Annotated in this window: 21 protein-coding genes; 6 read left to right on the forward strand and 15 right to left on the reverse strand. The window is 37.6% G+C overall.

The window, feature by feature from the left end; genetic code table 11:
• Positions 1-62: 62 nt before the first annotated feature.
• The 6 genes from atpA to AC3QLY_RS01325 form a co-directional block, all read right to left on the reverse strand.
• Positions 63-1,640, reverse strand: coding sequence for a F0F1 ATP synthase subunit alpha (gene atpA, locus AC3QLY_RS01300; RefSeq protein WP_074420360.1), 1,578 nt, complete (start codon positions 1,638-1,640; stop codon positions 63-65).
• A gap of 47 nt (positions 1,641-1,687) precedes the next feature.
• On the reverse strand, positions 1,688-2,251 hold the full coding sequence (gene atpH, locus AC3QLY_RS01305) for an ATP synthase F1 subunit delta (protein ID WP_074420359.1): 564 nt from the start codon (positions 2,249-2,251) through the stop codon (positions 1,688-1,690).
• A 31-nt stretch (positions 2,252-2,282) separates the two neighbouring features.
• A complete protein-coding gene (atpF, locus tag AC3QLY_RS01310; protein WP_074420368.1) occupies positions 2,283-2,777 on the reverse strand; it encodes a F0F1 ATP synthase subunit B in 495 nt (164 codons plus the stop codon).
• 138 nt (positions 2,778-2,915) lie between these two features.
• The gene (atpE, locus tag AC3QLY_RS01315; RefSeq protein ID WP_068247515.1) at positions 2,916-3,164 is read right to left on the reverse strand and encodes an ATP synthase F0 subunit C; all 249 of its coding nucleotides are present in this window, start codon (positions 3,162-3,164) and stop codon (positions 2,916-2,918) included.
• A 30-nt stretch (positions 3,165-3,194) separates the two neighbouring features.
• The gene (gene atpB / locus AC3QLY_RS01320) at positions 3,195-4,217 is read right to left on the reverse strand and encodes a F0F1 ATP synthase subunit A (RefSeq protein ID WP_287100801.1); all 1,023 of its coding nucleotides are present in this window, start codon (positions 4,215-4,217) and stop codon (positions 3,195-3,197) included.
• A 163-nt stretch (positions 4,218-4,380) separates the two neighbouring features.
• Positions 4,381-6,240 carry an ABC transporter ATP-binding protein gene (locus AC3QLY_RS01325; RefSeq protein WP_074420561.1) on the reverse strand — a complete coding sequence of 620 codons (1,860 nt, stop codon included), beginning with the start codon at positions 6,238-6,240 and terminating at the stop codon, positions 4,381-4,383.
• A 127-nt stretch (positions 6,241-6,367) separates the two neighbouring features.
• Between AC3QLY_RS01325 and AC3QLY_RS01330 the strand changes: the two genes are divergently transcribed.
• The 4 genes from AC3QLY_RS01330 (at position 6,368) to AC3QLY_RS01345 (ending at position 12,413) form a co-directional block, all read left to right on the forward strand.
• A complete protein-coding gene (locus AC3QLY_RS01330) occupies positions 6,368-8,641 on the forward strand; it encodes a RelA/SpoT family protein (RefSeq protein ID WP_218330548.1) in 2,274 nt (757 codons plus the stop codon).
• 686 nt (positions 8,642-9,327) lie between these two features.
• Positions 9,328-10,590: an adenylosuccinate synthase gene (locus AC3QLY_RS01335; protein ID WP_074420393.1), complete on the forward strand. Its 1,263-nt coding sequence runs from the start codon at positions 9,328-9,330 to the stop codon at positions 10,588-10,590.
• Between the two features lie 62 nt (positions 10,591-10,652).
• Complete coding sequence (locus tag AC3QLY_RS01340) at positions 10,653-11,072, forward strand: hypothetical protein (protein WP_074419575.1); 420 nt, start codon at positions 10,653-10,655, stop codon at positions 11,070-11,072.
• A gap of 24 nt (positions 11,073-11,096) precedes the next feature.
• A complete protein-coding gene (locus AC3QLY_RS01345; RefSeq protein WP_288072543.1) occupies positions 11,097-12,413 on the forward strand; it encodes an anthranilate synthase component I family protein in 1,317 nt (438 codons plus the stop codon).
• On the opposite strand, the gene AC3QLY_RS01350 is transcribed toward AC3QLY_RS01345, so the two are convergent.
• Complete coding sequence (locus AC3QLY_RS01350; protein WP_288072544.1) at positions 12,373-13,146, reverse strand: lytic transglycosylase domain-containing protein; 774 nt, start codon at positions 13,144-13,146, stop codon at positions 12,373-12,375. The two genes, AC3QLY_RS01345 and AC3QLY_RS01350, sit on opposite strands and share 41 nt — an antisense overlap.
• Positions 13,147-13,190: 44 nt before the next feature.
• Here AC3QLY_RS01350 and AC3QLY_RS01355 point away from each other — a divergent pair, with 44 nt between their 5' ends.
• Positions 13,191-13,487: a hypothetical protein gene (locus AC3QLY_RS01355; protein WP_492990339.1), complete on the forward strand. Its 297-nt coding sequence runs from the start codon at positions 13,191-13,193 to the stop codon at positions 13,485-13,487.
• Here the strand turns inward: AC3QLY_RS01355 and gatA are convergent.
• From gatA to pheT, 7 genes are all read right to left on the reverse strand, one after another.
• The gene (gene gatA, locus AC3QLY_RS01360) at positions 13,450-14,901 is read right to left on the reverse strand and encodes an Asp-tRNA(Asn)/Glu-tRNA(Gln) amidotransferase subunit GatA (protein ID WP_218330550.1); all 1,452 of its coding nucleotides are present in this window, start codon (positions 14,899-14,901) and stop codon (positions 13,450-13,452) included. The genes AC3QLY_RS01355 and gatA overlap by 38 nt on opposite strands.
• A gap of 29 nt (positions 14,902-14,930) precedes the next feature.
• Positions 14,931-15,125: a Sec-independent protein translocase subunit TatA/TatB gene (locus AC3QLY_RS01365; protein ID WP_068247538.1), complete on the reverse strand. Its 195-nt coding sequence runs from the start codon at positions 15,123-15,125 to the stop codon at positions 14,931-14,933.
• Positions 15,126-15,257: 132 nt separating this feature from the next.
• Positions 15,258-15,608 carry a 50S ribosomal protein L19 gene (gene rplS / locus AC3QLY_RS01370; protein ID WP_068247541.1) on the reverse strand — a complete coding sequence of 117 codons (351 nt, stop codon included), beginning with the start codon at positions 15,606-15,608 and terminating at the stop codon, positions 15,258-15,260.
• A gap of 69 nt (positions 15,609-15,677) precedes the next feature.
• Positions 15,678-17,243 (reverse strand): ribonuclease Y, encoded by a 1,566-nt coding sequence (gene rny / locus AC3QLY_RS01375; protein ID WP_074419570.1) that lies wholly within the window; start codon positions 17,241-17,243, stop codon positions 15,678-15,680.
• 122 nt (positions 17,244-17,365) lie between these two features.
• On the reverse strand, positions 17,366-17,695 hold the full coding sequence (locus AC3QLY_RS01380; RefSeq protein ID WP_074419569.1) for a cell division protein ZapA: 330 nt from the start codon (positions 17,693-17,695) through the stop codon (positions 17,366-17,368).
• A gap of 1 nt (position 17,696) precedes the next feature.
• A complete protein-coding gene (locus AC3QLY_RS01385; protein WP_074420391.1) occupies positions 17,697-17,987 on the reverse strand; it encodes a hypothetical protein in 291 nt (96 codons plus the stop codon).
• Positions 17,988-17,995: 8 nt separating this feature from the next.
• Positions 17,996-20,419 (reverse strand): phenylalanine--tRNA ligase subunit beta, encoded by a 2,424-nt coding sequence (gene pheT, locus AC3QLY_RS01390; protein WP_492990343.1) that lies wholly within the window; start codon positions 20,417-20,419, stop codon positions 17,996-17,998.
• A gap of 543 nt (positions 20,420-20,962) precedes the next feature.
• Here pheT and dnaB point away from each other — a divergent pair.
• Positions 20,963-22,528 (forward strand): replicative DNA helicase, encoded by a 1,566-nt coding sequence (gene dnaB, locus AC3QLY_RS01395; RefSeq protein ID WP_288072557.1) that lies wholly within the window; start codon positions 20,963-20,965, stop codon positions 22,526-22,528.
• Between the two features lie 87 nt (positions 22,529-22,615).
• Here dnaB and AC3QLY_RS01400 read toward each other — a convergent pair whose 3' ends face one another.
• On the reverse strand, positions 22,616-23,281 hold the full coding sequence (locus tag AC3QLY_RS01400) for a porin family protein (protein ID WP_074421325.1): 666 nt from the start codon (positions 23,279-23,281) through the stop codon (positions 22,616-22,618).
• Positions 23,282-23,308 lie beyond the last annotated feature (27 nt).

Consider the following 23,308-nt stretch of genomic DNA (forward strand, 5'->3'; position numbering starts at 1 on the left):
TGTAGTAAAAACAAAAACCCCGGTAATAAATCCGGGGTTTTCAAAGTACTAAATATGATTGATTATTTATACTGTGGATACAAACCTGCAGCTAAATCGGTCATTTTCTTTAAACTTTCATCATTTAACTGGCCTTTTTTAAATTCTGCCAGTACATCGGGTAATTTAGTCTCCATTTCAAGCAGAAAATGCGCTTCAAATGCCTTTACTTTACTTACAGCCACATCGCGCAATAAGCCTTGTGTACCCAAATAAATAATAGCTACCTGTTTTTCAACGCTCATGGGGCTATACTGGGGTTGTTTCAATATTTCAACGTTACGGGCACCTTTATCGATTACCGATTTGGTCGCTGCATCTAAATCGCCACCAAATTTAGAGAAGGCCTCTAATTCGCGGTACAATGCCTGGTCTAACTTTAAGGTACCGGCTACTTTTTTCATCGATTTAATTTGGGCATTACCACCTACCCTACTCACTGAAATACCTACGTTAATAGCTGGACGAATACCGGCATTAAACAAGTTACCTTCCAGAAATATTTGGCCATCGGTAATTGAAATAACGTTAGTAGGAATGTAAGCAGATACATCGCCTGCTTGTGTTTCAATAATTGGTAAAGCTGTTAAACTACCCCCACCTTTTACCAAATGTTTGATAGAATCGGGAAGGTCGTTCATGTTTTTTGCCACATCATCGTTGGAAATTACTTTGGCAGCCCTTTCCAATAAACGGCTATGTAAATAGAATACATCACCGGGATATGCTTCACGGCCTGGGGGTCTGCGCAACAATAGCGATACTTCGCGGTAAGCCACTGCCTGTTTTGATAAATCATCATAAATAATTAGAGCTGGTCTTCCGGTATCGCGGAAAAATTCACCAATTGCAGCACCGGCAAATGGTGCATAGAACTGTAATGGAGCCGGATCTGAAGCAGATGCAGCCACAATAGTTGTATAAGCCATGGCGCCATTGTCTTCCAGTGTTTTCATTACACCGGCAACAGTAGAGGCTTTTTGACCAACGGCTACATAAATACAATACACCGGATTGCCGGCTTCATAAAATTCTTTTTGATTGATAATGGTATCAACAGCAATGGCGGTTTTACCGGTTTGGCGGTCACCAATAATCAATTCACGCTGGCCACGACCAATTGGAATCATGGCATCTATGGCTTTAATACCGGTTTGCAAAGGTTCTTTCACAGGTTCACGGAAAATAACGCCTGGGGCTTTACGTTCCAGTGGCATTTCATACAATTCACCTTTAATAGGGCCTTTGCCATCAATAGGTTCTCCAAGTGTATTTAATACACGGCCCACCATTCCATCGCCCACTTTAATAGAGGCAATTTGTCCGGTTCTTTTTACTTTGGCACCTTCTTTAATACCTTCGCTTTCACCCATTAATACCACCCCTACATTATCTTCTTCCAGGTTAAGTGCAATGGCTTTTACGCCATTATCAAACTCTACCAGTTCACCTGAACGCACATTGTTAAGGCCATAAACACGGGCAATACCATCACCCACTTGTAAAACAGTACCCACTTCTTCCAATTCAGCCGATACATTGAAATTACTCAACTGTTGCCTGAGTATGGCTGAAATTTCATCTGGTTTAATGTCTACCATATTGTTGATTTTATGCTATGATTATAATTGTAAAAAATTAATGCAGTTTATCGTATTTGCTGCACATATAAATTTTGCTGAAACTGTTTTTTGATATCTTTCAAATCGCGTAATACACTGGCATCTACCAAATTGTTTTGAAAACTCAATACAAAGCCGCCAATTAAACTTTCATCTACTTTCGTTTCCAACTGTACTTTATCAAATCCACGTGCTGTTTTTACTTTGGTTTCAATGGCATTTTTTAAACTGTCTGAAACGGAAACTGCTGTGGTAAGGGTTACAATATGAATGCCTTTTAATGCATTGTAATGCTCAATAAATGCATTGGCTATTTCGGGTAACACATTTTCTCTGCCTTTTTTCACTAACAGTTCAAGATACAATGCTGTTAATGCACTTACTGATTTTCCGGTAACTGCTTTAATAATGGCATTCTTTTTATCGGAAGTAACAACTGGGCTCTCCAATAGATTTACAAACTCCCTGCTGGCCTTACAAACAGCTTGAAGGTATTGCATATCAGCCATGATTTTTTCAAGCTCATTTCTTTCAATGCTAATATCAATCAGGCTTTTGGCATACCGGTTTGCTAAACGGGGATTATTCATTATCGATAATTATAATTACGTTGAAATAGAATTAATTTAATGGAACAGCATTCACCAATGTTTGAATATATTTTTCCTGTTCTGCTTTACTACTGAGTTCTCTGTGTAATATTTTTTCACTTACTTCAATTACCAAAGCGCCCACCTGATTTTTTACATCAGTTAAAGCAGCATTCTTTTGTTGCAAAATAGCCGTTTGTGCATCGGCAACAATGCGTTCATATTCCTGTTTGGCTTTCTCTTTGGCTTCGGCAATCATTTTATCTGATTGTTCTTTGGCTTCTTTTAAAATCACTGCACGCTCTTCTCTTGCTTTTGCCATTAATGCTTCATTCTCATTTTTTAACGCAGTCATTTCCGCTTTTATTTTTTCTGCAGAAGCAATAGCATCGGCAATACCGGTTTCTCTTTCTTTCAATGTAGAAAGAATGGGCTTCCAGGCATATTTACGCAGCACAATTAAAACAACAATAAAGGCAATAAATGTCCAGAATATTAAACCTAAAGCGGGTGTTAACAATTGCATATATTCAATTTTTATTTTATAACAAAAATTTTTATTTTTCAGAAAGCAATAACCATCTGTATACTGTTTTAAAATCAACTGCATTCGCAGCCCTTTGCTTTGAATGCAGTTGAGATAATGTTTCTTTTACAAGAACAATTACTTGATGAAGATGGCCAATACGGCTGCAATTACGGCAAACAGAGCCACGCCCTCTACAAAGGCAGCGGTTAAAATCATGTTTGCACGAATTTCATTTGCTGCTTCAGGCTGGCGGGCAATACTTTCTACTGCGCCTTTACCAATCTGGCCAATACCAATACCTGCACCAATTGCAGCTAAACCTGCACCAATTGCAGCACCCATGTTGGAAATGCTACCATCTAACAAAACACTCATTAAAGACATATTGTGTTGGTTTTTGTGATTAAAAAAAATTTATATCATTACTGCATCATCATGATGGCTGTGTGTATCTTCAATAGCCTGACCAATAAATACTGCGGTAAGGTTGGTAAAGATAAATGCCTGAATGAATGCAACTAATATTTCAATAAAATAAATGAAAATGGTAAATGCCAGTGAAACAGGTGCAAATCCTAAACCGGCACCAATACTTAGTTTCGAGAAAATAAAAATCATTAAAATTAAGCAGGTAATAATCATGTGCCCGGCTACCATATTGGCAAATAAACGCACAATTAATGCAAACGGCTTGGTAAATACACTTAAAATTTCAACCGGAATTAAAATAAATTTTACAAAAACAGGCACTCCCGGCGGATTAAAGATATGTGCCCAGTAGTGTTTATTAGCACTAAATAATATTACTACAAAACTGATAATGCCCAACGTAAATGTAAATGCAATATTTCCTGTTACGTTAGCCGAACCTGGTATTAACCCAAATAAAGTAGATATTAAAATGAAGAAGAAAATGGTTAACAGCAATGGCATGTATTTTTCGTACTTACTGCCCAAATAGCTTTTACCCACTTCATCTCGAATAAAAGTAATGACCGGCTCTATGGCATTTTGGAAACCTGATGGTGCTTTGGAAGCACCTTCTTTGGTATATTTTTTGGCAACATTAATCAGCACAATCACCAATACCAGCAAGCCCAACAACATTTGCACTACATTTCTGGTAAGAGATAAATCATACACTTTTACAGAAGCATCGGGTTCCCCGGATTCATTTACTGCAACAATGTTTCCTTCTTCTAATTTGTAACCTTTATAAATGGCATGCCCATGTTCAAATTTAGATGACATGAAAACAGACAATCCTCTTTGTGGAGAATACACAATAACTGGTAATGGTAAAGCGATGGGATGCCCATTCCATTCAGCAAAATGGAAATCATGATTGTCCATAATATGCTCCATAATTATCTCACCCGGATTAAAGCCTTCGCCACTTTTTTCATGCACAGTATCTGCTACAATATTTTCAGTCACCTGTGCCTTGCTTATGATGGAGATTGCACAAAAAAACAGGCTAAAAGCCGCAACCAGCAAAGATTTCAGGTATTTCAGGGCCATAAATTTGTTCAAATTTGCGGCAAAGATAGGGGGATGACTCTAAAAAAAGATTGAACCTGAATTTTTGATTAAAAAAAAGTTACAAAGAACCGGCTGAAATGGAATGATGGGCATGGGCATGTTTTTCAAATTGCATTTCATATAAACGTGCATAAAAACCTCCGTTGGCCAATAATTCCTGATGGGTGCCCATTTCTTTAATCACCCCTTTGTCTAATACAATAATTTTATGTGCCTTACGGATGGTAGACAGGCGGTGGGCTATTATAATGGAAGTTCTGCCTGAAATTAAGGTGTCAATGGCTTTTTGAATGAGTTGCTCACTCTCACTGTCTATAGAAGAAGTGGCTTCATCTAAAATTAAAATAGCCGGATTGTACAATAATGCCCGGATAAAGGAGAAAATTTGCCGTTGACCCAGGCTAAGGGTATTGCCCCTTTCCCGGACATCAAAATCATAACCACCGGGTAACCGCAAAATAAAGTCGTGCACATCCATCATTTTTGCTGCAGCAATGACCTGTTCTTTTGTTATTTCCGGATTTCGAAGGGTAATATTATCAATAATGGACCCGGAAAACAAAAACACATCCTGCAATACCACTCCAATATGTTTGCGTAAAGCATCGGTGGTATAGTCTTCAATTTTTACATCATCAATTAAAATAGTTCCTTTTTGAATATGGTACAGCCGGTTCATGAGGCTGGCAATAGAAGTTTTACCACTACCTGTATGGCCAACAATAGCCACAGTTTCGCCTGCATTAATTGAAAAATTGATATCTTTTAAAACATATTGGTCTTCCACATAAGCGAACCAAACATGGTTAAATGCAATTTTACCTTTAATGGCATCAGGTGCAAACTGACCGGCATTATTGGTAACATCGGGATTATCCAGTACTTTAAACACCCGTTCGGCAGCCACCATGCCCATTTGCAATACATTAAATTTATCTGCAATTACACGGAGTGGTCTGAAAATCTGGTTCATAAACAGAATAAAGGCCACAATTTTTCCTGAAAAATTAATGGGAGCACCACCGCCCAGTAAAATAGCCTGATTGGCAACCCACCAAATAATCAGTGCTGTACTTAATGCCAGTACAATTTCTACAATTGGGAAAAATACACTATAAGCAAAAATGGCTTTAATATTGGCATTTCGGTGTTCTCGATTGATATTCTGAAATTTTTCAAACTCTTTATCTTCCACTGCAAAAGCCTGCACCACCTGCATACCCGTAATATGCTCCTGTACAAATGCATTTAGTGCTGCCACCGCATTTCTGACCCTGATAAAACTTTTGTTAACTGCCTCTTTAAAATAATAAGTGGCAATAATTAACACCGGAAATGGAATTAAGGCAATCAGGGTAAGGCGCCAGTCAATCCAAAACATAGTGGCCAGGGTAATAATAATGGTCAACAAATCGGCTACAATTGGAATTAAGCCATCGCTAAAAATATCATTAATACTTTCAATATCGTTAATAGTGCGGGTAGTTAAGGTACCAATGGGTGTTTTATCGAACTGTGAAAGATTGAGGTGCAATATTTTATTGTATACCGTTACTCTTAAATCTTTTACCACGTGCTGGCCTAACCAGGCTGTTAAAAAAGTAAACGTAAACCGAACCAGGGTTTCAATCATTAAAAAAACAAGTTGAAAAATAGTAATGGCAATAATAAACGCTGTAACGGTTTGCAAGGCCGTATTTTCAGTAAACAGATGCACCCATTTCGGAATCGGGGGATGTTTCCCGGTTACTTCATCCACCGTTAACTGAATTAAATAGGGCCTTACCGGCGCAAAAAATGCCATTACAATGGCTAAAACAATACTGCCATAAAACACAGAACGGTAAGGCTTTACAAAATGCAAAACCCTTTGAAGCAGCGAAAAATTAATAAAACTTTTTTTAGAATCAGATGCCATGTTGCGGGCAAAAATAACAATATTCGCTCTGGTAAGCCGAATTATGGCAAAAATTAACGCTGCCGGTTGCTAAAACTGCCACACAAGCAACCCATCAGCAGTAGAATATCTTTAATTTTGTATGGTTATGGAGAATGAGCAAGTTATAGAAACATCAATAACAGAAAATCAATTGCCGGCCTACACTTTAACCGAAGAGCAGGAAAAGAAAGAAATTTTGCACCGTTACAGGGCATTGCTCAAAAGCCTACGCCCAAAATTAAAAAGAGGCGATAAAGAATTAGTAAGGCATGCTTTTGAGATGGCAGCCGAAGCACATAAAACTATGCGCCGCAAAAGCGGAGAACCTTATATTTTACACCCCATTGCTGTAGCAATGATTTGTGTGGAAGAAATTGGCCTGGGGGTAAGAAGTACCATTTGCTCATTGTTACACGATACGGTGGAAGATACCGACATTACCTTAGATGATATTGAAAGGGAATTTGGAAGTGAAATTGCCAGAATAGTAGACGGGCTTACCAAAATAGCCACGGTAATGGATGCCAACACATCGCAACAAGCCGAAAATTTTAAAAAGATTTTATTAACCCTTACCGATGACCCGAGGGTTATTTTAATTAAACTGGCCGATCGCCTGCACAACATGCGCACATTAGATAGCATGAAGCGGGATAAGCAGTTAAAAATCTCATCTGAAACCATTTGGGTTTATGCCCCATTAGCCCACAGAATGGGCCTTTACAATATTAAAACAGAAATGGAAGATCTGGCCATGAAATACATGGAACCGGAAGCCTATAAAGAAATTGCCAGAAAATTATCTGAAACCAAACGCGAACGCACCCGGTACATCAATGAATTTATTAAACCTATTAAAGAAAAACTGCAAAAATTAGGTTTCGATTTTGAAATACAGGGTCGCCCAAAAAGCATTCATTCTATCTGGAATAAAATAAAGAAAAAAGGCGTAAACTTTGAAGAGGTGTATGATTTATTCGCCATTCGTGTAATTTTAAATTCGCCCGCCGATAGAGAAAAAGAAGATTGCTGGAAAGTATATTCCATTATTACCGATGCATATACCCCATCGCCCGAACGATTAAGAGACTGGCTTAGTAACCCAAAAAGCAATGGATATGAGGCACTGCATACTACCGTAATGGGACCGCATGGCAAATGGGTAGAAGTGCAAATACGCACCAAACGTATGAACGAAATTGCCGAGAAAGGATTGGCGGCACACTACAAATACAAAGAAGAAAAAACCGACGAAGACCGTTTTGATAAATGGTTCGGACAAATCAGAGAAGTGCTGTCGCAGGAAGATACCGATGGTGTTGATTTTTTACAGGATTTCAAAACATCTTTCTTAGCTGAAGAAATTTATGTATACACACCTAAAGGCGATGTAAAAATGATGCCCACCGACAGCACGGCGCTCGATTTTGCATTTGCCATACACTCTGCAGTTGGCTCAAAATGTATTGGTGCCAAAGTGAACCACAAATTGGTACCGATTAGCCATAAACTGCACAGCGGCGATCAGGTAGAAATAATTACCAGCAATAAACAAAAACCTTCTGAAGACTGGCTGAACATGGTGGTAACTGCTAAGGCAAAAGCAAAAATTAAAGATGCCCTGAGGGAAGAAAAAAGAAAAATTGCAGATGAAGGAAAATATACCCTGCAACGCAAATTAGAAAATCTGGGTGCAGCCTATAATAGTGTCAATATTGATGAGTTGGTTCATTTTTATAAACTACCCTCATCATTAGATCTTTTATATAAAATTGCCGTAAAACAAATTGATTTAAGAGAGTTAAAAGAATTTCATGTACTGGGAGATAAATTAGAAGCTCCCAAGCCCAAAATTATTTTACCTGCCGAAACACCACATGAAATACCCCCTCAAAAAACCTATAGTAAAAAAGACAGTGAGCTGATTATTTTTGGCGAAAGCAGTGATAAAATTATGTACTCCTTAGCCAAATGCTGCAACCCCATTCCGGGCGATGATGTATTTGGATTTGTGAGCACCGGCAAAGGCTTAATTATACACCGCACCAATTGCCCCAATGCTGCGCAATTGTTGGCCAACTATGGGCACCGCGTAGTAAAAACCAAATGGGCAAAAAACAAAGAAATATCATTCCTTACCGGTTTAAAAATTGTGGGGTTAGACGATGTGGGTGTAATCAATAAAATAACCAATATTATTAGCGGCGATTTAAGGATTAATATTGCAGCACTCACCATTGAATCGGCCGAAGGTTTATTTCAGGGAACAGTAAAAGTGTTTGTGCACGATAAAGAAGAATTGGAAGAATTAGTGAAACGCTTAAAACAATTGCAGGGTATTCAAAGTATTGACCGGTTTGATACAGAAGATGCCAAATAGCTTAGCTACTCATGTTGTAAAAAATGGTTTCATTTCTTGCTGAATTATTCAGGATTAAATGTAATAATTTTCTTTACTGATATACAAATATATTTAAATAAAATACAATACAATAACATATACGGCAAGATGGCTGCTACCGTGCTCAATATTATTACTCAAATTAATTTCTCTTTTATTTAACTTCAGTACCACATATTTTTGAGGCAAGTCTTTTAAAATACAAATTGTTTGTATATTTTTTACAACTCAAATGCAATCTTATTTTCTGCATTATTTATCATAGCAATTTAGGAATTGTATGAATGAACATTGATTTAAATTTTATTGTTTTTACATATATAAATTAATTTATAATACAATATATAAAAACAATAGGAGATTTACATATAAAACCTTAAACAATAATAATCAGCTAAAAAAATTAAAAATTTGCAAATAGATAATACTTGAATTAATTGTATTTAAATGGATGCTATATGTTTTTAATATTTTTACAAAATGAAATCTGAAAACAAACTGATAGAGAAATTGCACGTAAAAAGCAGTAAGACTAATTAACCCTTTTAGGAAATTTGAAAGAAAGCCTTCCATCAGGAGTATTTCCCAAAAAATATTTAATCAACTTCTTTTTCCTATTCATAGCATCCATCACTTACATTTGCGGCATCATAAATCAGTAAAATATGGTTGACGTAATTTTAGGTTTACAATGGGGTGATGAAGGCAAAGGAAAAATTGTAGATTATTTTGCGCCACATTACGATGTGGTAGCCCGTTTTCAGGGCGGCCCAAATGCCGGCCACACTTTGTATGTAAATGGCAAAAAAGTAGTTCTACACCAAATTCCATCGGGTATTTTTCATCAAAATGCAGTGAACATCATTGGCAATGGTGTGGTTTTAGACCCCGTTATACTTAAAAAAGAATGTGATATAGTGGCCTCGTTTGGAATTGATTACAGAAAAAATTTATTTATATCGCAACGCACCAACTTAATCCTTCCTACACATCGTGCCTTAGACAAAGCCAGTGAAATGCAAAAAGGCGATAGCAAAATTGGTTCTACCTTAAAAGGCATTGGCCCTGCATATATGGATAAAACAGGAAGAAATGCCATAAGAGTGGGCGATTTATTTCACAAAAATTTTACCAGCCAATACATTAAACTGCGCCTGAAACATCAAAAACTTTTAGATAATTTTAATTTTAATGAAGACATCTCATCCTGGGAAGAAGAATTTTTTGAAGCCCTTGAATTTTTGAAAACCCTGAATATTGTAAATGGTGAATATTTTATTAATCATCAGATTGCACAAGGTAAAAAAGTACTGGCCGAAGGTGCCCAAGGCAGTATGCTGGATATTGATTTTGGCACTTTCCCATTTGTTACCTCTTCCAGCACCATTTCTGCCGGAGTTTGTACCGGATTGGGTGTAGCACCCCGCCAAATTAATGAAGTGTATGGCGTTACCAAAGCCTATTGCACAAGGGTGGGCAGTGGGCCTTTCCCCACTGAATTACAAGATGAAAATGGTGAACTGTTAAGAAAAATAGGCAACGAATTTGGCGCTACTACCGGCAGGCCACGCCGCTGCGGCTGGATTGATCTGGTTGCCCTGCGCTATGCATGCATGATTAATGGTGTTACAAAAGTGGTAATGACCAAATCAGATGTACTGGATAGTTTTACTGATTTACAAGCCTGTACTGCTTATGAAATAAATGGCAAACAAACAGATGAAGTACCTTTTCAAATGATGCAGGAACAAATTACCCCGCTGTATCGCCATTTTAAAGGTTGGAACACCGATATTACAAAAATGAAGGATGCAGCAGCTTTACCAGAAAATATGTCTACCTACATTGCGTTTATCAATCAGTATATTGGGGCACCGGTTAAATTTGTTTCAAATGGCCCTGAACGTGAACAAATTATAACTCTGTAAAAAAAAAATTTGGTTGGTATAAAATTGATTTGAAATTTTACAGCAATTAATCTTATTAGAATATGGCAGCAAGATCTGATAAGGATAAAAAATCCGAACCCAGTAAAAAATTACCAGATACAGGGAGCAAGAAAACTTCTTCTAAAAAGAAATTTGAAGAAGAGGATGATGATTTAGAAGATGATGAAGATATCATTAAACCTAAAAAATCAGCAGCCTCCACATCAAAGAAAAAAAACATTGATGAGGATGATGACGATTTAGAAGATGATGTAGAAGATGATTGGGATAAACCCGAAGAAGAAGATGATTGGGATCCCGACTTCGATGAATTTGACATTCCCAAATCTGCCGGCAAAAAAGTAGCAGGCGGCAAAAAAAAGGGTAATACAGATGAAGATGACTTTAAAATTGATGAAGATTTTAAAGAATTTGACTTATTTGATGATAAGGATGACTTTGAGGAAGATGACGATTTTTAAGGCGTCTATTCCTAAAAAGATGCTGTGAACAGAATTACAAAATACTATCGGATTAATGATCCGAAACTCATAAAACAACAAATAATACACTGGCTCAATCAGTATGCTGTTTGTTGTTTTTTTGATAATCACCAATACCAGCACGCCCAACATAATTTTGAAATGCTGGCTGCAGCCGGAATTGTTTCAGAAACCGGTAAAAATAGTGTCATTGCTGACATAGATTACTGGTTAGCAGAACGTAACGACTGGATATTTGGACATTTGAATTACAATTTAAAGAACCAACTTTTTAAAGGTTTTAATTCAGACCAAAAAGCCACTATACCTTTTCCTGAATTTTATTTTTTTCAACCTGAAGTGGTTTGTACCATACAGAATGCCACACTAAGTATCCATTCTGCCACCTCAAATCCGGATGATATTTTTAATCAGATACAATCCATGCCGGCATCTTACACAATACCGGTTCAACAAACTGCACATTTCATCCCGGGTATTTCAAAAGAAACCTATTGCAACATTATTGAACAGTTATTACAGCACATACACCGTGGCGATTGTTATGAAATTAATTATTGCCAGGAATGGATAGCTCCCAATGCACAAATAGACCCATTTGCAGCATATCGTGTATTAAGCAAGGTATCGCCTGCACCTTTTGGCGCATTTTATAAGCTACAACATTTATACCTGCTTTGCTCCAGCCCCGAGCGATATTTGTTAAAAAAAGGAAACCTGTTATTTTCATCACCCATTAAAGGCACTATTGCCAGAAATACCAATATTCCTGCAATAGATGAGGCCTTGAAACAAAACCTGCTTCAATCAGCCAAAGAACGAAGCGAGAATGTGATGATTGTTGATTTGGTAAGAAACGATTTCAGCCGTATATGCAAAGCCGGTACAGTTAGTGTTACGGAATTATTTGGCATTTATACCTATCCCCAAGTACATCAAATGATTAGTACCATTACCGGACAATTAAAAAACAACCTTACATTCACCGAAATTTTAAAGGCTACTTTCCCAATGGGTTCCATGACAGGTGCACCTAAAGAAAGGGTGATGCAGTTAACTGAACAATATGAATGTTTTAATAGAGGTTTATATGCCGGCAGTGTGGGCTATTTTACTCCTGAAAAAGATTTTGATTTTAATGTGGTAATAAGAAGTTTGCAATACGATACACAACAGCAACTACTCAGTTATGCCGTAGGCAGTGGTATTACTGCGGGTAGTGTACCCGAACAGGAATATGAAGAATGTTTATTAAAAGCATCTGCTATGGCTGCGTTGTTTAATACGCGACCGGGCTACCCAGTAACAACTGCTGAATAGATTGTTCCAGAATTTGTTGTTTCGTTGCTTCAAACAAATTTTTTTTCTCTTTAGGCAAATACATAATATATTTTTTTCCGGATGCCAGTTGCGCTGCAAATCCCGGATTCAGCTGGTTAAAATAAGCAGGTAATATTTGAAGCTGTTTACAAATTAATGCAGCATTGTACCGCCCACTTATTTCTACAGAACAAAGGGTACTATCGGCACTGGTGATTGCAGTTCGCTGTTCAGCAGGTACATTAAAATATTGCTGCACCTCTTGGGCAGTTAAGGTAGTTACTCCTCCGTTATTTTCAAATATATAATGGGTAGCAATATATTTTTTTACGTGATTACGGGTTTCTTCAGGCAAAAAATATTGTATATCCCAAAAGCTTTTGCTTTTTGCTTTTTCAATAGCCTGCTTTACTCTTCCTACCCCACCATTATAGGCAGCAACTACCAGAAGCCAATCTCCAAATTCGGCATACAACTCTTTTAATAATTTGGCAGCAACTTCAGTACTTTTAATAAAATCAGTTCGTTCATCTACATATTTATTATTTTTCAAGCCAAACCGTTGTGCTTCATAGGGCATTAACTGCCAGGGTCCTACTGCTCCGGCCCATGATACAAGATTGGGTTGTAAATGACTCTCAATTACACTCAGGTATTTCAACGTAATTGGTACTCCGTTAGCACTCAAAATATGGTCATACAAATCAAAATAGGGCTTAGCCCAAAACTTCATCAGCAGTAGTTCTTTGCTTTGCTTTTCACAGTACTCACTGTAAAATGAAACCATTTGATGAGGAAGTGGAATATTCACAAAAGCATGACCAGAAGGTATTTGCAACAGGGTTTGAAAAGTATTCACCGGTGTTACAACAGTATCGAACAAATGAGAAGGATTTGCTGCAAGTGTATTTATCGGATTACACAATATACAAAACAGTAGCAACGGGTAACAATAATGTTGCTTTATTTTCCGGATACACTGATTCATATTGCAGGATACTTAAACCAATGTTGGTGATAAAATTTATAGCAACAATTAATTCAAATGCGAAAGGTAATTACCCAATACCATAAGTTCGGTTTCTTTAAATTGGGGCATCATTACCTGCATACCAAAGGGCAAACCATTGCTGTGTTGAAACAAAGGCAAAGATACGCCGGGAATACCCACTAAATTGGCATATACAGTGTATATATCAGCCAAATACATTTCTACAGGATTGTTTCTCTTTTCACCTATCTTGAAGGCTGTACCCGGTACGGTGGGTGAAATGATAGCCTGATAATGCTCAAAAATATGGTCATTTTGTTCAACTAATAAACGTCTGAGTTGCTGTGCTTTACTAAAATAGGCATCATAATAACCGGCACTTAATACAAAAGTACCCAATAGAATACGACGTTGCACTTCTTTTCCGAAACCCTGGCTGCGTGATTTTTTATATAATGCAGTCAGGTCATCCTGTGCTGCCAAATCTGCCCGATAGCCATATTTTACCCCATCGTAACGTGATAAGTTACTGGAAGCTTCTGCAGTAGTTAAAACATAGTAAGTAGGTACCACATATTTTAGTAAAGGGAAATCAACCGGCTCTATAATGTGACCCTGTAAACGTAGCTTCTCAACATACTGGTGGAACGCCTTTGCTATTTCAGGATCTAAACCCGGATGTTCCAGCGCTTCTTTAAAATAGGCAATTTTAAAAGGTTCCTGTCGACTGCTTATACTGCTTTTTTGCAACAGATCACTGTAGGCCGGAACAGGTTCTGCAGAAACAGTACTATCGTAGGCATCTTCTCCTGCAATTACTTCAAGCACCCTTGCAGTATCTTGCAAATGTTTGGAAAAAATACCAATCTGATCAAAGGATGAAGCATAAGCAATTAACCCATGCCTTGAAATTCGGCCGTAGGTAGGTTTAAACCCAACAATCCCACACCAATCGGCCGGCTGGCGTACAGAGCCTCCGGTATCACTTCCCAGACTTACCATACACATATCTGCCTGAACGGCTACAGCAGAACCACCGGAAGAACCACCGGGTACTTTGGTAATATCTGCAGCATTTTGAACAGGGCCATAAGCTGAATTTTCATTGGTACTGCCCATGGCAAATTCATCGCAATTATTGCGACCTATAATAATGGCACCTGCTTCAATTAATCGTTCAACTGCAGTAGCGGAATATAGTGAGGAAAAATTATTTAGAATGAGTGAGCCTGCAGTAACAGTATGATTGCAGTAACAAATTACATCTTTCAATGCAACCACTACCCCATGTAAATGACTCATTGTTTTGCCTGCCATTCGTTCAGAATCTAAAAAGGAAGCGCGGTCAAGCGCTTCTTTTTCATAAACTTCTATAAATGCGTTAAGGGAAGATTTTTTGCCAATATTGTCCAAATAATGTTGAACAGCCTCCACACAAGTAGTAGTGCCATTCAATAAATCATTGTGGTATTGAGCAATAGTGGTAAATGTAAACAAAACCCGTTACAGATATTGGTGGTTAATAATTACTTTGCAGCAGTTTCAGAGTCTTTTTCTTTCATTCCTTCCTGAAGTTCTCTTTTTACATTGTCTTTTGCATCATTAAACTCACGAATACCTTTTCCCAAACCACGCATAAATTCCGGTATTTTTTTTCCACCGAATAATACCAGGATTGCAATTAAAATAATAATCAGTTCGGGCATTCCTAAATTAGCCATAAAAAATTGATTTAAGAAGGTAAAGTTAGTACAAATTATTGTACCAAACATTAAGTTATCAAATAGAGGGATTAAGACTGCATAAAAAAGCGGAAGTTTAACAACTCCCGCTTAAATATTTGAATAATTTGACTAGAAACGTTTTTCTTTAATACGGGCACTTTTACCGCTACGTTCTCTTAAATAGAACAATTTAGCTCTGCGTACTTTTCCTTTTTTGTTTAAAACAATGGAATCGATATTGGGAGAGAAGAAAGGGAACAATCTTTCCACACCTACCCCATCAGAAATTTTGCGTACAGTAAAAGTTGCAGTAGCACCTGTGCCCTGCATTTTTAACACATCACCACGAAAACTCTGAATACGCTCTTTACCACCTTCTACAATTTTATAGTTAACGGTAATATTATCACCACTTTTAAATTTGGGATATTCTTTTTTGGCAATTAACTGCTCGTGTACGAATTGAACTGCTTCGCTCATAACTTTAATTTTTGCGGACGGCAAAGGTAACAGAAAATTTTAAATTTCAAACCAGAATTTATAAATAATTTATCTGGCTACATTAATGGCCCTTTTTTCGCGGATAACGGTTACTTTTATTTGCCCGGGATACGTCATTTCGGTTTGTATTTTTTGGGCTATTTCAAAGCTTAATTTATCACTATCACCATCAGACACTTTATCGGCCTCTACAATTACCCGTAGCTCTCTTCCGGCTTGTATGGCATAAGCCTTTTCCACACCGGGATATGCCTGAGCCAGATTTTCAAGGTCTTTAATCCGCTGAATGTATTGCTGCATCATTTCGCGGCGTGCGCCCGGGCGTGCGCCACTAATAGCATCACAAGCCTGTACAATAGGAGAAATAACATACAACATTTCCATTTCATCGTGGTGGGCACCAATGGCATTCACTACTGCAGGGTTTTCGCCATATTTCTCGGCTAATTTGGCACCCAGTAATGCGTGGCTTAGTTCGGTTTCTTCGTCGGGCACTTTACCAATATCGTGTAACAACCCTGCCCGTTTTGCCAATTTGGGGTTCAGCCCTAATTCGCTGGCCATAATGGCACATAAATTGGCTGTTTCCCTGCTATGCATCAGCAGGTTTTGGCCATAGGATGAGCGAAAACGCATTTTCCCCACTATCCGAACTAATTCTTTATGCAACCCATGAATGCCTAATTCAATGACTGTCCTTTCACCAATTTCAATAATTTGCTCTTCTAACTGACGACGGGTTTTTTCAACCACTTCTTCAATACGTGCGGGGTGAATACGGCCGTCGGCAATTAGGCGTTGTAAACTTAAGCGGGCAATTTCTCTTCTTAACGGATCGTAAGATGATAATACAATTGCTTCCGGCGTATCATCAACAATTAAATCAACCCCAGTTGCAGCCTCAATAGCCCGGATATTTCTGCCTTCGCGACCAATAATCTGTCCTTTAATTTCGTCTGATTCCAAATTAAATACAGAAACTGTATTTTCAATGGTTTGCTCGGCAGCAGTGCGTTGTATGGATTGAATAACAATTTTGCGAGCTTCTTTATTGGCTTTTAAGCGAGCTTCTTCAATAATTTCCTGCTGCAAACCCAATGCCTGTGTTTGGGCTTCTGATTTCAGGCTTTCAATTAATTGTGCCTTTGCCTCTTCAGCTGATAAGGCAGCAATTTTTTCTAAACGGCGGATGTGTTCCTCCTGGTGTTTTTCCAGTTCGGTACGTTTTTGATTTACCACCTCAATCTGCCTGTTTAAATTGGCTTTAATCACTTCATTTTCTTTCAATTGCTTATCTAAAGCCTGTTCTTTTTGATTGATGGCAATTTCTTTTTGTTTGATACGTGCTTCAGCTTCGCCTAATTTTCGGTTACGCTCCAGCACGTCTTTATCGTATTCTGATTTTAGCTGAACAAATTTTTCTTTGACCTCTAATAATTTTTCTTTTTTAATATTTTCGGCTTTCAGCTCGGCTTCTTTCAAAATAGATTGTGCCTGAAAATTGGCTTCTTCTAATTTGCTTTTGGTATTTTTCGAGAATAATAACTTACCCGCAAGTACACCTGCAATTAAAGCAAGTAAACCAATTATAATGTATATAACTGTTTGGTCCATTTTGTTTGATATTTTTTAAATTAAACGCTGTCATTTTGCTTCCTCTAACTATCAAATGGATAATTTTAGTGAAGTTAATTTGCGAAGATAAATAAATTAAGTGAGTGATGGCGAACCTATAATCACTTCTTTATGAATGATTTTATAGGTTCATGAGCGCTTTGGTTTAAATACCCGTCAATCATGGCTTCTAATTGCTGTAATGATTCCATAATGGTTTGTTCTTCGGCCATGATGGGCAGGGGCATTTGGGTTTGTTCGGTTGCCAGCCACAGTAAAACCATAGCTACATAATCCTGCATATCTTTCCCTGCAAAAGCCTGTTTATATTCTTTTATTTTTTCATTAATAATTTTTACGGTCTTACGCAGCACTGCTTCATCATCGGGATGAATTTTGATTCGGTAATTCCTATCAGCAATAATAATATTTACGGTAATGAGTTGCTCCATTTCAGGCAGATTTTAATACAGCCAGCCAATGCTCAATTTCTTTGAGATAGCTGTTTACTTTGGTGGCTAATTCTTTTTTATCTGCATCATTCCAGGTATCTACTCCTATTTGCAATGCAGCTTTTGACTGTTCTAACTGTTCAATTTTTTGTGTTAATTCCATTTTAGCTGTATTGGCTTCGTGCAATTCCTGTTTTAATTGCTGGTTTTCTTTGGCTAACTTTTGTGCATACAGCCACAAATCCTGCATTTTTTGCTGTATCCGGCTTATTTGTTGGCTTAACTCCTGCATACTGGTGTTTATTTTCTGATAATAGCATTGGCCTCTGTTTCAAATGCCTGCATCAAAGACTGCATCATACTGTCAATCTCTTTATCGGTCAATGTTTTTTCTTCATCTAAAAAAGTAAAATTAATAGCCATTGATTTTTTATCTTTTCCCAATTTTTCATTTTCAAACACATCAAATAAATTCATTTGCTGCAAACGGAGCAACTTCATTTTATTTACAATGCTTTCCAATAATTGATAGGTGGTATTAACAGGAACAATCATAGCCAAATCGCGTTGTACGGCAGGGAATTTTGGTACTTCTTTATAAATAATAGCCGCATTTTTCTTTAATGCCAGTAATGCGCCAAAATCTATATCAATAAAAAGTACGGTTTGTTTTATATCAAATCGTTCGGTGAATGAAGGCGGCACCATTTCAACAATCCCAATTTGTTTTTTACCAACGCAAATTTTCAATTTGGCATGGGTGCCCTCTGTTGCTTTCCACTGTACCTCTGCAATGCCGCACCATTGCATAATAGCCCGTGCAATGCCCTTAGCTTCAAAAAAATCGGCAGGTTTGGTTTGCAGTTTCCAGTTATCCTCTAATAATTTTCCGGTTAAGTATAATGACAGATGTTCTGTTTCCACGTATTTCCCCACTCCTTCTGTAGCATAGATTTTACCAAACTCAAATAAACGAAGCCGGTTGCTTTTTCTGTTGATGTTATAGGATATAATTTCCAGGCCGGTTTCTAACATGCCGGGGCGCATTACATCTAATTCGGCACTCAGGTTATTCATCATTTGCACGGTATGCTGTAATACTTCAGCGGTAAAGTAGCGGCTATTGGTAATAGAATTGGTAACAATTTCATGGTATCCCAGCCCGGCCAAATAGTGAGCAATTTTTTCGCGAAGCTGTTCTTTTAAACCCAAAGTTTCAATAGACGGCGAAATGGTGATGGAAGTGGGAATATCTATATTATCCAACCCATCAATTCGCAACACTTCTTCTACTATATCGGCCGGCAGGCTAATATCTGGCTTATTAAATGGAACGGATATCCATAGTTCATCAATCCCCTCTTTTAACACTTCAAAACCAAGTGCTGTTAATATTCTTTTAACGGTATCTGGATGATAATTTTTACCACTTAACTTTTTTAAATAATGGTATTTAATGGTAATTTCCTTTTTTACTGCGGGTTGCGGATATACATCTACAATATCAGAACTGATGCTGCCTCCGGCTATTTCTTTTATTAACAAAGCAGCTCTTTTTAACACCTGAACAGTATTGGATATATCAATTCCTTTTTCAAAGCGGATGGCTGCATCAGTGCGTAACTGATGAGTGAGTGATGTTTTACGGATGTATGTGGCATTAAAGCAGGCACTCTCTATAAAAATATTAGTAGTTGTTTCCGAAACACCACTGGCGGCACCGCCAAATACACCGGCTATGCACATGGGTTCACCGGCTCCATTGCAAATCATTAAATCAGATGCATGCAATTTCCTCTCCTTTCCATCCAACGTAATAAAAGCGGTATTCTCCGGTAAGGTTTTTACAATAATGGCTTTACCCTGAATGGCCTTTACATCAAATGCATGTAATGGTTGTCCGGTTTCGTGTAATATAAAATTGGTAATATCTACCACATTATTAATAGAACGGATGCCAATTGACTGTAAGCTGTCTTTTAACCACTGGGGCGATGGGCCAACTTTAACACCGCTGATGGTAACACCACTATAGCGTGGACATGCTGATTCATTTTCAATGGTTACAGCAATAGGTAATGATTTTTCATCCGGCTTAAACGAATTATTGAATGGTAGTTTAACTTTTACTTCTTTTTTTTGATGGTGACTTAAATACGCACATACATCTTTTGCAACACCCAAATGGCTCATGGCATCCATGCGGTTGGGGGTTAGTCCAATTTCAAAAACAATATCACTATAAGGCTGAAAGAAATCAGCAACCGGTGCACCTGGAACGGCATCATGTGGCAATACAATAATGCCTGCGTGGCTGGTACCTATACCAATTTCATCTTCGGCACAAATCATACCCTGGCTTTCAACACCACGAATTTTAGCTACTTTCATGGTTATCGGGGTGGCATTTACAGGATAGATGGTAGTACCTACAGGAGCTATCACTACTTTTTGCCCGGCTGCTACATTTTGTGCACCACAAACAATTTGTAAAGGATGCCCGGCACCAATATTTACGGTAGTTAATTTTAATTTATCGGCATTGGGATGCTGCTCGCAGGTTAGTACCTCCCCTGTAATAATACCCTGCAATCCGCCTGGTACTGTTTCAAATTTTGAAAATTTTTCTACTTCAAGCCCTATAGAAGTTAATATTGCAGAAAGTTTTTCCGGTTCAATTGTTTTGGGTAAATACTTACTCAACCAGTTATAACTAATCGTCATATATCCTTAAATTAATTTGCTGTGTAATAAGCGCAAATATACTTGTTGCAGCCGGCAACTTAAACTTTTAAAACCGGTTTTAGCATTCTCGGTAATTAGGTTCAGCATTTTGCAGCTATTAATTTTTTTTACAAAAGCTGACTTACATTTAACAAAGACAAATGTTACCCTGCTTACACAGATATTTTTGTAGCACTACTATGTTTTTGGCAATTACAAAATAAGTAGCAATACACCAATTTTTCGGCTGTTTTTCTTTATACACAAGCCATGTTCATTTCCAGTACGGAAAAATTGTTTTTTGTGCACATACTACAAAAAACTGTGGAATAACCCCGAAATTTGTGTGTATAAGCACAATTATACTGTGAATGAAATGTGGACGAAAAAGGATAAAAATTAAAGTCTGAAAATAGGGCGGGAACGATTTTCAACCATTATATTCGCAACCCTACTTGCCCAGGTAACAATTTCTTAACATAGCTATCCTGTTTCAAGCAGGCGGAAAACAAACTGTTTTACAATTTCAAATGGCCCATTATTATGGAGATTTCTAACATTAACAGAGATAAAAAAAGAAGAAAAACCACTGCCGATTTAAGCACCATGGTATTTGGCAAAATACCCCCACAGGCCAGAGAATTAGAAGAAGCAGTGTTGGGTGCCATTATGCTGGAAAAAAGTGCTTTCGACAGTTTAATAGATACCAATCTTAAACCCGAATGTTTTTATGTAGAAGCACATCAAATCATTTTTACTGCCATGCAAGATATGCAGCAGCGTGGTGTGCCCATCGATATTTTAACGGTGGTGGAAGAATTGAAAAAGAAAGAACAATTAGAAATAGTTGGAGGCCCTTATTTCATTACTAAATTAACCAATGCAGTAGTTAGTACAGCGCATATTGACGCCCATGCCCGTATTATTTTGCAAAAATTTATTCAACGCGAATTAATTAGAATCAGTGGCGAAATTATTGGTGATGCTTATGAAGACAGCACTGATGTATTTGATTTGCTGGATGATAGTGAAACCAAAATGTTTAACATCACCAATAATTACCTCAAAAAGAATTTTGAAGATATTGGTAATGTATTAGCCAAAACCATTAACAGAATTGATGAGTTAAGAACCAGAAAAGAAGATATTTCCGGCGTACCCAGCGGCTTTAACTCATTGGATCGCATTACCTACGGTTGGCAATCAACCGATTTAATTATTCTGGCAGCCAGACCATCTGTAGGTAAAACAGCATTTGCATTAAACCTTGCCCGTAATGCCGCTTTAAACCCCATTAAACCGGTTGGGGTTGGTTTCTTTAGCCTTGAGATGAGTGCTTCACAATTGGTACAACGTATTTTAAGTGCTGAAAGTGAAATACCAATTGAAAAAATTTCCAGAGGTAAATTAGAAGACTACGAATACCAGCAATTGCATACCAAAGGTATTAAACGATTAGAGAAAGCACCATTGTTTATAGATGATACGGCAGCACTCAATATTTTTGAATTTAGAGCCAAAGCAAGACGATTAGTGAACAAACACAATGTAGGTTTAATTATTATTGACTACCTACAGTTAATGAGCGGTACTGGCGATAGAAATGGGAACCGCGAACAGGAAATCAGCACCATTTCACGTAACCTAAAAGCATTGGCCAAAGAGCTGGGCATTCCCATTATTGCCCTTTCACAGTTAAGCCGTGCCGTAGAAACCAGAAAAGAAAGCAAAATGCCACAGCTAAGCGATTTGAGAGAATCGGGTGCCATTGAGCAAGATGCAGATATGGTAATGTTTATTTACAGGCCCGAATATTATGAAATTGGCGCAAACGAAATGGGCGAAAGCACAAAAGGTGAAACGCATATCAGAATTGCCAAACATAGAAATGGTTCATTAGAAACCATTAAATTAAAAGCCCTGTTGGAAATTCAAAAATTTGAAGAAGTGGATGAGTCTGGCTTTCAACGTGGTAACTGGAAACAATTAAAACCCGGTGCTGTTCCTCCACCCGGTAGTGGTAATGATGGCGGTAAATTATATATTCAAAAAGGTAGTAAAATGAACGGGGGCGATTTTGACGAAGGTTTTGAAGAACCACCTTTCTAATCACACAGCTAAAATTGTTGACATAAAAAAAGAGGCACCCCATTTGAAGCGCCTTTTTTGTATTGACTCAACCCAAAAATTTGTCCTTTATTTCCAAGGTACCAGATAAGCCACAGTAAAACCAATTACACTATTGGCAAAGCGGGTGCTTCCTGTTGGGTATATATTGCCAAACCCATTGGTTAAGGTGGCTTTGAACTCAAATTGATGGTATGCCAAACCAACCAACACATCATACCCAAAATCAAGCGGCTTTACATAAGTTGTGCCCGATGTATAATAAGGATTATTAGAGAATTTTACTTTATTATTTACAACAGTAGTATTACCTGAAATCTCTTCATCTGTACCTTTTTCTGTACCTGAAATGCCTACTGCACCATAAAAACCAGCACCAACCAGAGCCTTCAGTGTTTTGTTGAGTGGAATACTATATTGTAAATTCAAGGGAATTTGTATATAATTAAACTTAGAGGTAGTACTGGCACCCGTAGTAGCAAAAACAGTTTTGTCTTTCCTGCCACCTTTCTGAAAGAAGATTAAACCCGAGCTGGCAGAAAAATGTTTATTCAATGTTTGTTCAGCAACAATACCAGCCTGAAATGTAGGGATTCGGGAAAGATTAAAATACTGAATATCACTTCCTTGATCAATGAATCCACTGGTATTATACCCAACTTCTACCCCTAATTTTAATTGGGCAAATGATGCGGTTGTACATAGGCAAAAGATAATTAAAAAGAATTTCCTCATAAATTTTTATTTATTAATAGAGTGCAA

This window comes from Hydrotalea sp. GW822-HT8A01 (genome assembly GCF_058798575.1).